This is a genomic window from Neisseria sp. 27098_8_112 (assembly GCF_041433235.1).
Taxonomy (GTDB): domain Bacteria; phylum Pseudomonadota; class Gammaproteobacteria; order Burkholderiales; family Neisseriaceae; genus Neisseria.
Window position 1 is genome coordinate 60338 of the sequence record NZ_JAPWBB010000004.1, and the last position, 12434, is coordinate 72771.

Sequence of the window (12434 nt, forward strand, 5' to 3'; positions counted from 1 at the left end):
CTGGAGTTTTACTACAAGTACATGATTTGCAAAAATCTGTCGGGTGTGCAGACCCTGCCAATCAACCTCAAAAAAGGAAGGCCAAGAATGAAAGTAACCAGTTTCGGCGAAGTGCTGTGGGACGATTTTCCAAACGGAAAGGTATTGGGTGGTGCACCCCTAAATGTTGCTGTCCGTTTGCAGTCTTTGGGTATCGATGCTGCCATCATCAGTCGTCGCGGCGATGATGCCGATGGCGAAGAATTACTACGTCAAATTCAAAGTAAAAACGTCAATACTGATTATTTGCAGGTTTGTCACGAATGTGCGACCAGTTTGGTGAAAGTACACTTGGACAAGTCTGGCAGTGCGTCTTATGAGATTGTTTATCCTTGCGCGTGGGACAGGATTGCGGTTGATGATGCGGCAATCAAACGTGTGGCAGAATCAGATGCTTTCGTTTTTGGCAGCTTGGCAACCCGCGATGAAGTTTCGCGTAAAAGCTTGGCGGTTTTGCTGAAAGAAGCCAAATTCAAAATTTTTGACGTTAATCTGCGTAAGCCTCATTACGATATTGACCGCTTGTTGGAGACCATGAAACAGTCCGATATGGTCAAACTCAATGATGATGAGCTGTATGAGTTGGCTGCGGCTTACGGTTCTCCTTATCACAGTATCGAACAAAATATCAGCTACCTTGTTAAGCTGACAGGTGTCAAAATCTTGTGTGTGACTTTGGGTAGTCATGGCGCGGTTTTGTATAAGGACGGCGAGTTGTACCGTCATTGCGGTTTCCGCGTCAAAGTGGTGGATACTGTTGGCTCCGGCGACAGCTTTCTTGGTGGTTTGACTTACAAGCTGCTCAATAATGCGCCTCCTCAAGAAGCCATTGCTTTTGCTTGTGCGCTGGGTGCATTGGTGGCTTCACGTCATGGCGCGACGGCGGATATTTCTTTGGAAGAAGTTGAAGCGTTTATGAATCCTGCTTGATATTTTGACAAGAGACATAAAAAGGCCGTCTGAAAACCATTAGATCAGGTTTTTCAGACGGCCTTAGTATTTTCAGGCTTTACCAATAAGTTGTAAAACATTCTAAGTTGGTATTTTTTGGGCCGCTTCCTTCTTCGGTCGGCGAACCAATCATCATCAGGCCGATGATTTTGTCTTTGTCGGCACACTCAAATGCTTCACGCAACAATGGGCTGTTGACCCACATGCCCGTAATCCAAACATTGTCGAAGCCTTGAGTAGAAGCAGCCAGTTGTAAAGCATAGGCGGCGCAGCCTGCAGTCAGCATTTGCTCCCATTCAGGTTTGGGTTTCGCCACTTCACGGTTTGGCGCAAATGTAACGCCAATAATCATAGGCGCCATGTTGCCGACACGTTCGGCTTTTTTCATGGCGTCATCGCCGAAGTTGAGTTCGGTAACGGTCTTGCTCAAAAGCTCACGGAAACGTTGTAAACCGGCTTCGCTTTGAATAACGGTAAAGCGGAAAGGGCGCATATTGCCGTGATCAGGTACTTGTGTTGCCGCTTGCAGCATTTGTTCCAGTTGCTCGGCATTGGGTGCCGGAGCAGTCAGTTTTTTGGAAGAGCGACGCGTGGTGAGGAGATTTAAGGCATCCATTTTTATTCTTTCTTGTGAATTCGAATGAGAACAATTATATAGCAGAACGATAAATAAATCAGCAAAGGACTAAGGCCGTCTGAATTAAGGTTTCAGACGGCCTTTGAGTTTTACAGGATACCGTTGTTTTGTGTATTTTCAGTCATCAGTGCTTTGCTGATTTCGTCGGCGGTGTAGCTCTTACCGTTTCCGAATACAAAGCTGTCGACATTATTGTTGGCAATGTCATGGATGGTCAGGGTGTCGCCTGTATCTTTGATGGTTAAGACCCAATCATCGCCGGTTTTCAACTGTAAATCTTTCAGCGTCAGCCCTTCTTTGAAAAGGACTTGGGTATCACTGCCACCATACGGATTGAAGGTGTCGTTGCCGCTGTTTCTGCCAAACATGATAACGGTGTTTTCGGCACCCGGGTCGGTAATGGTATCGTTGCCGCCGGCTGTATCAACGATGTTGATGCCTCGGCCCAAAGTAATGGTTTCATCGCTGCGATTGCCCCTGTATTCGACAACAGAAGTGTAATGCGACAAATCTAAATCGCTGTTGTCGCTGTCGGCATGGATGGTGTGGTTGAAGTTGTTGTACACATCACGGTTGAGTTCTTCAACAGGTTGGCTGGTGTATTGGACGATGTTTGTGTTACCGATCATGTGCGGGATAGACAGTTTGAAGTGGTTGATTAGCTCGCCCGTGCTGTATGAGGTATTGCCGTCAAACTGGAATTCTGAAATCGCACCATAAATACCGCTTTGGTTTTTGATGGTTAAAACATCGTCCGTGCCTTTAATGCGGATATGCCAAGTATCGCCATCCAACAGGGGAGGTGATACAAATTGGTTGCTGTCGGGCATGTCGGCAATCCCGGTTTTGTCGTAACTTTTTTCAACGGTAATTTCAAGGTCGTCAAGGGTAATGCCGCCGATAAATTTCACGACGTTGGCGTTGAGCGTGTGCAGGCCGGCCTCGCTGTCGAAACCGAAGTTGTAGTCGAAAATGGTGTCGTGACCGTAACCTTTTCCGAAAACATAGGTGTCGTTGTGTTCGCCGCCTTCCAGATAATCATTGCCTGCACCGCCGTCGAGTAAGTCTGCACCTACATGGGCATAAAGTTTGTCGTTACCATTGCTGCCGTAGAGTTTATCGTCGGAAGCAGGTTCGTTGCCGTAATAGGTTTCGCTGTGTTCGCGCAAAATGTCATCGCCGTCATGGCCATAGAGGGTGTCTTGGCCGTCATTGCCGCCGTCAATTTCATTGTTACCTGCATTGCCATGCAAGATGTCGTCGCCGTTTGTGCCGACAAATTTAATGGCTTCGGCTTTCAGTGCTTGGAAGGTTTGTTGGAACTGTGCGGCAGTGTAGGTTTGGTCGTTGAACTGGAAACGGTCGATGGAAATGCTGCCATCCGCGCCGATTTGGTTTTGAATCAGGGCTGAACCTTGTTCCGAAGTAATTTCCCAGCTTTGGCTGTCATCGTCGTTATGAATGGTCTTCAGGTTGAACTTGGCATTGTTCAGGCCGTCTGAAAACTTGAGGGTATTGATGCCTTGGTTGTCGATAATGGTATCGTTGTCGCCGTAGATATAGGTATCGTTTCCGGCGCCGCCTTTCAGAATGTCTTTGCCGTTGCCACCCACCAAAATGTCGTCGCCTGCATCACCGTTGATGACATCGTTGCCGTCGCCGCCATCCAGATAATCGTTGCCGTCGCCGCCGTTGAGGTTGTCGTTGCCACCCATGCCGTAAACGGTATCATCACCGCGTCCGCTATTGAGGCGGTTGCGACCTTCGTTACCGGTCAGAATGTTATTGCTGTTGTTGCCGGCGGCAAAAATATTGGCCGAGCCGGTCAAGGTAACATTTTCGACGTGGGTAGCGGCGGTGTGGGAAATGCTGCTGAATACGGTATCTTCGCCACCGCCAGCCTGTTCAATCACCACATCTTTTACATCATCAACGTAGTAAGTGTCATTGCCGTCTCCGCCTTCCATAATGTCGGCACCGGCTTTTCCGTCGATAATATCATCGCCGGATGTGCCGATAAGATGGTCATTGCCGTCGCTGCCATCTATGGTCTTGCCGTTTTCGGTATGTTCAGTCAGGGAAATATCGAAATATTTGGCAAAGCTGTTTACATCCAGTTTTTGTGTGCCGATGATGAATTGGGAGACTGCCGGTGTTGTACCGTTTTGAGTGTATTGGTTTTTGATGGTTAAAACGGCGTTGCTGTTTTTCACGGCGATCAGCCAGTCTTGACCGCCGGTTTCGTTGTTTCGGGCTTCAACGGTCAAATCGTTAAGGCTTAGGTCGGTATGAAAGCGGATGCTATTATGGCCTTGATTGTCGATGATGGTGTCTTGCTCGCTTTTGGCAGAGAAAAGATAGGTGTCGTCACCTTCGCCACCTTCAAGCACATCGTTGCCTGCTTCGCCGTTGAGGGTGTCATTGCCTGTTTCGCCGAAAAGACGGTCGTTGCCTTCGCCGCCGTTGATGAAATCGTTGCCACCACCGCCGTAAACGATGTCGTCGCCGCGGCCGCTGTTGAGGCGGTTGCTGCCTTCATTGCCGATGAGGATGTTGTTGCTGTTGTTGCCTGCGCCGAAGATGTTGGCTATACCGGTCAAAACAAGGTTTTCAACGTGGTTTGGAAGGGTATAGCTGACGTTGCTGTAAACCGTATCATCGCCACCATTTGGGTTTTCAATGATTTTATCGTCACTGCGGGTTACATAATAAACGTCATCTCCCGATGTGCCTGTTGTTGCTTGTGCAAGGGGGGACGGCTGCAATTGCTCTAAATGTCGTAATTCAAATTGCGCATTGCGGATGCGCATTGCTTTTTCGATTGTCATGATATTTTCTTTAGATATTGATGAGAGTAACAAGGAAGTAAACGTATCCGGCATATGGCCGGTATTGCTTAATTTGTATTGTGTTTAGGCTGTATATACTAGTGCCGAAATTTGATAAAAACAACAGAAACGTTAAGATATGACAATATGTAGAGAGCCTTATCAGGCTTAGTTTGCCGTCTATTCTTTTGCCAAATGGCTTTGCCTTGTGCGGTTGTTTTGTTTCTTATATACCACACATCAATTTTCATAGTTTCAAACTATGAATGGTTGTAAAAAGGCCGTCTGAAAAATCAGAAGCAGGTTTCGCATTGCAAAACCTGCTTCTGATTTTTCAGACGGCCTGTCTGATTACAGAGTACGGGCAACTTCGACGATGTCGAAACATTCGAGTTGGTCGCCTTCCATAATCTCGTTGTAGCCTTTGAGCATCAGACCACATTCGAAGCCCATGCGGACTTCTTTGACGTCGTCTTTGTAGCGTTTCAAAGAAGACAGCTCACCGGTATGGATAACCACGTTGTTGCGGATGAGGCGGACGTGGGAATCGCGTTTGACCACACCGTCGGTAACCATACAGCCTGCAATATTGCCGACTTTGGAAACGGAAATAACCTGACGGATTTCGACCGTACCGGTTACTTGCTCTTTCTCTTCCGGAGAGAGCATACCGCTCATGGCGGCTTTCACGTCGTCGATGGCATCGTAAATGATGTTATAGTAACGGATTTCCACGTTTTCATTCTCAGCCAGTTTGCGTGCGGAAGCATCTGCACGGACGTTAAAGCCGATGATGAATGCGCCGGAAGCGATGGCCAAGTTGACATCAGATTCGGTAATACCGCCAACACCGCTGTGCAACACGTTCACTTTCACTTCGTCGGTGGACAGTTTTTTCAGGCTGCCCGCCAAAGCTTCGTAAGAACCTTGTACGTCTGCTTTGATGATGACGGACAAGGATTGGGCTTGGTTTTCGCCCATGTTGTTGAACATGTTTTCCAGTTTCGCGGCCTGTTGTTTGGCCAAGCGCACGTCGCGGTATTTGCCTTGACGGAAGAGGGCGATTTCGCGCGCTTTTTTCTCGTCGGCCAATACCATTGCATCTTCGCCTGCGTTCGGAACGTCGGACAAGCCGAGGATTTCGACAGGGATAGATGGGCCGGCTTCATTGATGGCTTTGCCGTTTTCGTCAACCATCGCACGGATTTTACCGAATGCAGTACCGGCCAGCAGCATATCGCCTTTTTTCAGCGTACCGCTTTGTACCAAGAGGGTGGCAACCGCGCCGCGGCCTTTGTCCAAGCGAGCCTCAACGATGATACCTTTGGCAGGTGCATCGACTGGAGCAGTCAGTTCCAAAACTTCGGCTTCGAGCAAGACGGCTTCGAGCAATGCATCGATGTTCAGGCCTTTTTTAGCGGAAACATCGATGAACTGTACATCGCCGCCCCATTCGTCAGGCACGACTTCGTGCGCAGTCAGCTCTTGGCGGATACGCTCTGGGTTGGCAGCTTCTTTATCGATTTTGTTGACGGCAACCACCATCGGTACGCCCGCGGCTTTGGCGTGGGCAATCGCCTCGATGGTTTGCGGCATCACGCCGTCGTCGGCTGCAACCACAAGAATCACGATATCGGTTGCTTTCGCACCGCGCGCACGCATGGCAGTAAACGCTTCGTGACCCGGAGTATCCAAGAAGGTAATCACGCCGCGAGGGGTTTCAACGTGGTATGCACCGATGTGTTGGGTAATGCCACCCGCTTCGCCTTGTACCACTTTGGCACGGCGGATGTAGTCCAGCAGGGAAGTTTTACCGTGGTCAACGTGACCCATTACGGTCACAACCGGAGGACGTGGCAATGCTTCGGCTTCTCCTGCTTCAACGCCTTCATCCAAGAATGCTTCAGGATCGTCGGCGGCGGCAGGTTTACCGATGTGGCCGAGTTCTTCGACCACAATCAGGGCAGTGTCTTGGTCGATAGATTGGTTGATGGTTACCATCATGCCCATTTTCATCAGGGCTTTAACCACTTCGACGCCTTTAACGGCCATTTTGTGTGCCAAGTCGGCAACGGTAATGGTTTCAGGTACCAAAACTTCGTGTACGACAGGTTCGGTCGGCGCTTGGAAGGCGTGTTGGTTTGGCTCAAGTTTGAGTTTTTTACCTTTTTTGCCGCCGCGTACGCGCTCGTCGTCGCCATTGCGTGCATTGTTGCGGTCGCGACCACCTTTGCCGCCTTTGCCTTTAGTATTGCGGCCTTGAGTGTCTTCATCACGGTCACGACGGTCTTCTTTTTTACCGCGCGCGTTGTGTTCGGATTTGCCTTCGCCGGATGCCGCTTTTGCTTTCTCGGCAGGTTTGTTGCGTTCGCCTGATTTGGCTTCTTTAGCAGGTTTTGAGTCTTGATCGGCCTGTTGTTTCATGGCTTCACGGCGCGCTTGACGCTCTTGTTTTTCTTTCAACAAGGCTTCTTGATGCGCACGCAGGGCAGCGGCACGACGGGCTTCTTCATCGCGTTGAGCCTGTTCTTCCACGCTGACGACAGGTTGCGGTACGGCAGGAGCGGCAGGTTTGGCTGCCTTTTTCGCTTCTTTGCCTTTGCCGCCTTTGTCTTGTTTGGCTTTGGCAGGTTTTTTGGCTTCGGCTGGTTTTTCAGCTTCAACGGATTTTTCAGACGGCTTGTTGTCTGCTTTAGCTTCAACTTTTACTTCGGTCTTGGCTTCTACAGCTTCAACCGGTTTGGCTTCTTCTTTTTTAGCTTCGGCAGGTTTGCCTTCCGCTTTTGGTGCGGCTTTGGCAGCTTTCAGTCTGGCTGCTTCGGCCTCTGCTTTGGCGCGGGCTTCGGCTTTTGCGGCAGCTTCTGCTTCAGCTTTGGCTTTTTCTTCGGCAGCTTGGGCGGCTGCTTTTTCTGCTTCGGCTTTTTGGTTTTCCGCTGCTACTTTGGCTTTGGCTTCCGCTGCCAACTCTTCGGAAGAAGGAATGGTAACGGCACGGCTGCGGCGGCGTGTTTCCACTTTTACGCCGTCAACGGTGCTGACTTCGGTTTTTTTGCGGCGGATGCTGATGGTGCCACTGTTGCTGCCGTTTTTCTTTTGCAGGTAAGCAGTCAACAGTTGTTTGTCGTCAGTGGTTATGCTGTCATTACCGCTGTTTTTATTGACCCCGGCTTCTTTCAATTGTTTAAGCAAATCATCGACGGGGCGGTTTAGTTCGGCGGCAAATTGCGCTACGGTTGTATTACTCATTCAGTACCCCCTTAGTTGTTTTCTTCAGTAAACCAGTGTTCGCGTGCAGCCAAAATCACTTTTTTGGCTTCTTCTTCGTCAACACCGGTAATTTCGACCAATTCGTCAACAGACAATTCGGCCAGATCGTCGCGTTGGGTAACGCCGGCTTCGGCCAGTTTGCGCAACATATCGGAATCTACGCCGTCCAAATTGCGCATGTCTTCAGACACTTCCCCCAGTTTTTCTTCTGCAGCGATGGTAATGGTCAGGATCGCATCGCGTGCGCGATTGCGCAGGGTTTCAACGATTTCTTCGTCAAAGCCGTCAATCGAGAGCAATTCTGCCGCTGGAACGTAAGCAACTTCTTCCAATGTGGCAAAGCCTTCTTCCACCAAGATATCGGCGGTTTCGTCGTCGATGTTCAAGTGGGTGGTGAAGAGGTTGCGGATAACGGCATCTTCGGCGGCATTACGCTCGTCGGCTTCTTCAACGGTCATGATGTTCAGCTGCCAGCCGGTCAGGATGGAAGCCAGGCGGACGTTTTGACCGCCGCGGCCGATGGCCAGCGCCAGTTGGTTTTCATCAACAATCACGTCAACGGCGTGTTTGTCTTCGTCAATTACGATGCGGCTCACTTCGGCAGGAGACAGTGCATTCATTACGAATTGGGCAGGCTCAGGGGACCACAATACGATGTCGATGCGTTCGCCGGACAATTCGTTGCTCACAGCGTTAACACGGGAACCGCGCACGCCGATACAAGTACCTTGCGGGTCGATGCGTTGGTCGTTGGCTTTAACGGCAACTTTGGCGCGTTGGCCTGGATCGCGTGCTACTTCGCGGATTTCCAATAGGCCGTCTGCAATTTCAGGCACTTCGTTGGCGTAGAGTTTGGCCAAGAAGTCGCCGCTGGTACGGCTCAAAATGACTTGTTTGCGGCCGGTATTGCCGATTTCGTCCACACGCAGGAAGAGGGCGCGGATGCGGTCGCCACTGCGGAAGTTTTCGCGCGGAATCATTTCTTCGCGCGGAATCAGTGCGTCAAGTTTGCCCGCGACGACTTCAACGATGATGCCGTGGCGCTCGACGCGTTTTACCGTACCGGAAACGATGTCTTCTTTAGAAGCGAGGAACTCGTTCAGGTTTTGCTCGCGCTCGGCATCGCGGATGCGTTGCAGGATGATTTGTTTGGCGGTTTGCGCTGCTTGACGGCCGAAGCCTTCGTTTGGCAGCTGCTCTTCGTAGTATTCGCCGATTTGGATGGTGGTGCCGGGAATTTCTTCTTGGATTTCCTCGATGGTTTTTTCTACGTCGGGGTAGGTGTAGTCTTCATCGGCAACAATCAGCCAGCGGCGGAAGGTTTGGTATTCGCCGGTATCGCGGTCGATTTCGACGCGCACGTCCATGTGCTCGCGGTCGGCTTTTTTCTTGGCAGCAGTAGAGAGGGCGAATTCAAGGGCTTTGAATACGACTTCCGTTTCAACATTTTTTTCACTTGCCAGCGCTTCGGCCAGCTGTAACATTTCGCGACTCATTTTCTAGAATCTCCAAGTAATCGGTTTTTAAAATTTAAATTCGGGGCGCAAACGAGCTTTGTCGATGTTGCTCAATTCGATTTGGGCAGTTTTGCCATCGAAAGAGACGGTAACGATGTCGTTTTCGCAAGATTCGATGCGGCCGATGAAGTTTTTCTGACCATCAATCGGCAGGCGTGTTTTGATTTTGGCGTTCTGGCCGGCAAAACGCACGAAGTCGGCGGCTTTTTTCAACGGACGGTCAAGGCCAGGGCTGGAGATTTCCAAACGTTTGTAGTCGATGTCTTCAACCATAAACACGCGGCTCAGATGGTTGCTGACAGTAGCGCAGTCTTCGACGGTGATGCCGCCTTCTTTATCGATGAAAACGCGCAAATCGCCTTGTGCGGTCAGTTCGAAATCGACCAGCTCGTAACCCAAGCCGGGCAGGGTTTTATCAAGAATGCTTTGAATATCCATGCTTCTCCAGAAGTACATAAACAAAAAAATGGCCGCGCGGCCATTTTTCGTGTGATTTGAAAAATTGGCCTATTATAACTGTTTTCAAGATAAAAGAAAAGTGTTGATTTGGCGTGGATTTTTTGAAGTGATTGCTTAAATGTAAAGGGTAGGGTCGAGGCCGTCTGAAAAGGAAATTGTTGACAAGTTTTGATATGGTGTTTCTGAAATTATTTTGGAAAACAAAGAATTGGTATTGCTTTGTTTTCAGACGGCCTTGTATTTCCTGATTTTTCGTGCTTGCACAATGTGCAAGGCGGTTCTACAATTTCTTCATACCCACCGAATAAGAAAGAAGGCCGCCATGTCCGCACACCCGATTTACAATTTTTCCGCAGGTCCTGCCGTATTGCCGGAAGCGGTATTGCGTACCGCGCAACAGGAAATGCTCGACTACAACGGTACGGGTTTCCCCGTGATGGCGATGAGCCACCGTTCGGATATGTTTTTGAGCATTCTGCATCATGCCGAACAAGACTTGCGCCAGCTTTTGAATATTCCTTCCAACTATAAAATTCTATTTTTACAAGGCGGCGCGACCACGCAATTCAATATGGTGGCCATGAATTTGGCTCACGGTTTTACGACTGCCGACGCGGTGGTAACGGGCAACTGGAGCCGTATTGCCTATGAACAGATGAGCCGTTTGAGTAATGCCGAAATCCGTTTGGCCGCGCATGGCGGCGAGCAATATGCCTATAAAAACCTGCCTGCGGTTGAGGATTGGGATGTCAACCCGAATTCTGCGTTTGTTCATTTTGCGATTAATGAAACCGTAAACGGCTTGCAATATCAAAACGTCCCCAAACTTTCAGACGGCCTGCCACCGTTGGTGTGCGATATGTCGAGCGAGATTTTGTCGCGTGAGTTTAATGTATCCGATTACGGCTTGATTTATGCCGGCGCGCAAAAAAATATCGGCCCCGCCGGTGCGACCGTGGTCATTATCCGCGAGGATTTGCTGGAGCGTTGTCCGAACGATATTCCCGATGTGTTCAACTACCGCTCTCACATCAACCGCGACGGTATGTACAACACGCCGTCCACCTATGCGATTTATATGTCGGGTTTGGTGTTCCGCTGGCTGCAAACGCAGGGCGGTGTGAAAAAAATTGAAGCGGTCAATCGAATGAAGGCGCAAACCTTGTATGAGACGATAGACGGTAGCGGCGGTTTTTACATCAACGATATCCATCCTGATGCACGCTCCAAAATGAATGTGGTCTTCAAAACCGCAAGCGAAGACTTGGATCGTCGCTTTGTGTTGGAAGCCGAGTTGCAGGGCTTGTGCCTGCTCAAAGGCTATAAAACCGTCGGCGGTATGCGTGCCAGCATTTACAATGCGATGCCGCTTGAAGGTGTGAACGCGTTGGCCGACTTTATGAAAGATTTTCAACGGCGTTACGGTTAAGATGAAGATATAAAAAGGCCGTCTGAAACTGGGTTTCAGACGGCCTTTTGATTTGAACAAGCCTTATTCGGTAACTTCTTCAGTGATGCTGTCGCGGTAGATAGTGCTGTCGTAAGTCGGAACAGGAGGCGGCAGCAGGTTGTTGAGCGTCAGCGCGGACGGGTTCAGCGTAGGGTAGCCGCTGAAGGTTACGGAATAACCGCCGTTGCCGGTACTGCGGACTTTGGCATGAGCACCCAACGGGAAAGTGGTTTTGTTGGTGATGTGGCCGAATGGGAAGCCGGTCAACACAGGAATCTTGGCGGTGCGCGAAATGTGGTTGACGACGGCGGAGAAGTCGTAGCTGGAGTCGTACACGTCGCGGATGGTGCCCATGCGAAAATCGCCGAAGATGATGGCGCGTTGTTTTTGCAAAACACCTGACAGATAAAGCGTATTGAGCATACGCTCGATGCGGTAGGGTTGCTCGCTGACATCTTCGATAAAGAGGATGCCGCCTTGAATATCGGGCATGTAAGGCGTACCGGCGAGGGAGGCGAGAACGCTGAGGTTGCCGCCCCACAATGTGCCTTCGACGTTGACATCGGCGCGTTGGATAGTCGGAACATCAACGATATTGACATTGTTGGTCGTGCCGCGGATGAACGAATCCATGGTAAAGACGCTGGGGTCAGCTTTGCCGAATTCGCTGTACACCATCGGGCCTGCAAAGCTCATCATATTGCCTTTGGCCAACAGGGCGAGTTGGACGGCGCACACGTCGCTGAAACCGAAGAATAATGTGCCGCGTTCGCGCATTCTGGCGCCGAGTGAGGCAAAGTCAATTTGCGGCAGGATGCGTGCCGCGCCGTAGCCGCCGCGCAGGCCCATCAAGACTTTAGGCGTTTCGACACGGCCGCTGGCAACGTCTTGGAAGTCGGCGGTGCGTTGAGCATCGCTACCGGCAAAGCGTTGGTAACGGCGGCTGCCTGCCTGTTGGTTGGTCACGGTAAAGCCTGCGTTGTAGAGGCGGGTCAGGCCGGTGGTCACGCGGTTGGGGTCTTCAGCGAAGCCTGACGGCGCAACAACGCGCAGGAGGTTGTCGCCGGAACGTGGTGGATGGGGTTGCTTAGGTTGCACGGTTTTGGCTTTCGCGGTGGTAGAAGTGGTTTTGGTTTGCGGCGTGGTGGTCGTGCCTGTGCCGCAGGCTTGCAACAACCCTGCGCCTACCGCGGCAGAACAGGTACGCAGGAAATGGCGGCGCGTGGTGGAGTTCATTGAGGTTTTCCTTTCGTTATATGTTCAGACGGCCTGAACTTGGCGTGTCG

Annotated in this window: 8 protein-coding genes; 2 read left to right on the forward strand and 6 right to left on the reverse strand. The window is 50.5% G+C overall.

The features are described 5' to 3' along the window. The first annotated feature begins 87 nt into the window (after window positions 1-87). Window positions 88-969 carry a carbohydrate kinase family protein gene (locus tag O3682_RS03885; RefSeq protein WP_371508544.1) on the forward strand — a complete coding sequence of 294 codons (882 nt, stop codon included), beginning with the start codon at window positions 88-90 and terminating at the stop codon, window positions 967-969. A 79-nt stretch (window positions 970-1048) separates the two neighbouring features. Here the strand turns inward: O3682_RS03885 and O3682_RS03890 are convergent, their stop codons facing one another. The 5 genes from O3682_RS03890 to rimP all read right to left on the reverse strand — a co-directional run bounded on the left by O3682_RS03890 (window position 1049) and on the right by rimP (window position 9677). Beyond that, complete coding sequence (locus tag O3682_RS03890; RefSeq protein WP_371508546.1) at window positions 1049-1606, reverse strand: nitroreductase family protein; 558 nt, start codon at window positions 1604-1606, stop codon at window positions 1049-1051. 110 nt (window positions 1607-1716) lie between these two features. Beyond that, complete coding sequence (locus tag O3682_RS03895) at window positions 1717-4455, reverse strand: calcium-binding protein (protein WP_371508547.1); 2739 nt, start codon at window positions 4453-4455, stop codon at window positions 1717-1719. A gap of 351 nt (window positions 4456-4806) precedes the next feature. After that, window positions 4807-7701, reverse strand: a complete 2895-nt coding sequence (gene infB / locus O3682_RS03900) for a translation initiation factor IF-2 (protein WP_371508548.1) — start codon at window positions 7699-7701, stop codon at window positions 4807-4809. An 11-nt stretch (window positions 7702-7712) separates the two neighbouring features. After that, entirely contained in the window at window positions 7713-9218 is a 1506-nt protein-coding gene (gene nusA / locus O3682_RS03905) for a transcription termination factor NusA (protein ID WP_003678742.1), read from the reverse strand. 27 nt (window positions 9219-9245) lie between these two features. Then, window positions 9246-9677 (reverse strand): ribosome maturation factor RimP, encoded by a 432-nt coding sequence (gene rimP, locus O3682_RS03910; RefSeq protein WP_003685973.1) that lies wholly within the window; start codon window positions 9675-9677, stop codon window positions 9246-9248. A gap of 343 nt (window positions 9678-10020) precedes the next feature. Between rimP and serC the strand changes: the two genes are divergently transcribed. Then, window positions 10021-11127, forward strand: a complete 1107-nt coding sequence (gene serC / locus O3682_RS03915) for a phosphoserine transaminase (protein ID WP_371508550.1) — start codon at window positions 10021-10023, stop codon at window positions 11125-11127. 63 nt (window positions 11128-11190) lie between these two features. On the opposite strand, the gene O3682_RS03920 is transcribed toward serC, so the two are convergent. After that, on the reverse strand, window positions 11191-12384 hold the full coding sequence (locus O3682_RS03920) for an LD-carboxypeptidase (protein ID WP_371508551.1): 1194 nt from the start codon (window positions 12382-12384) through the stop codon (window positions 11191-11193). Window positions 12385-12434 lie beyond the last annotated feature (50 nt).

Coding starts and splice junctions, on each gene's coding strand:
- O3682_RS03885 (WP_371508544.1), top strand. CDS start 88: ATGAAAGTAACCAGTTTCGGCGAAGTGCTGTGGGACGATTTTCCAAAC.
- O3682_RS03890 (WP_371508546.1), bottom strand. CDS start 1,606: ATGGATGCCTTAAATCTCCTCACCACGCGTCGCTCTTCCAAAAAACTG.
- O3682_RS03895 (WP_371508547.1), bottom strand. CDS start 4,455: ATGACAATCGAAAAAGCAATGCGCATCCGCAATGCGCAATTTGAATTA.
- infB (WP_371508548.1), bottom strand. CDS start 7,701: ATGAGTAATACAACCGTAGCGCAATTTGCCGCCGAACTAAACCGCCCC.
- nusA (WP_003678742.1), bottom strand. CDS start 9,218: ATGAGTCGCGAAATGTTACAGCTGGCCGAAGCGCTGGCAAGTGAAAAA.
- rimP (WP_003685973.1), bottom strand. CDS start 9,677: ATGGATATTCAAAGCATTCTTGATAAAACCCTGCCCGGCTTGGGTTAC.
- serC (WP_371508550.1), top strand. CDS start 10,021: ATGTCCGCACACCCGATTTACAATTTTTCCGCAGGTCCTGCCGTATTG.
- O3682_RS03920 (WP_371508551.1), bottom strand. CDS start 12,384: ATGAACTCCACCACGCGCCGCCATTTCCTGCGTACCTGTTCTGCCGCG.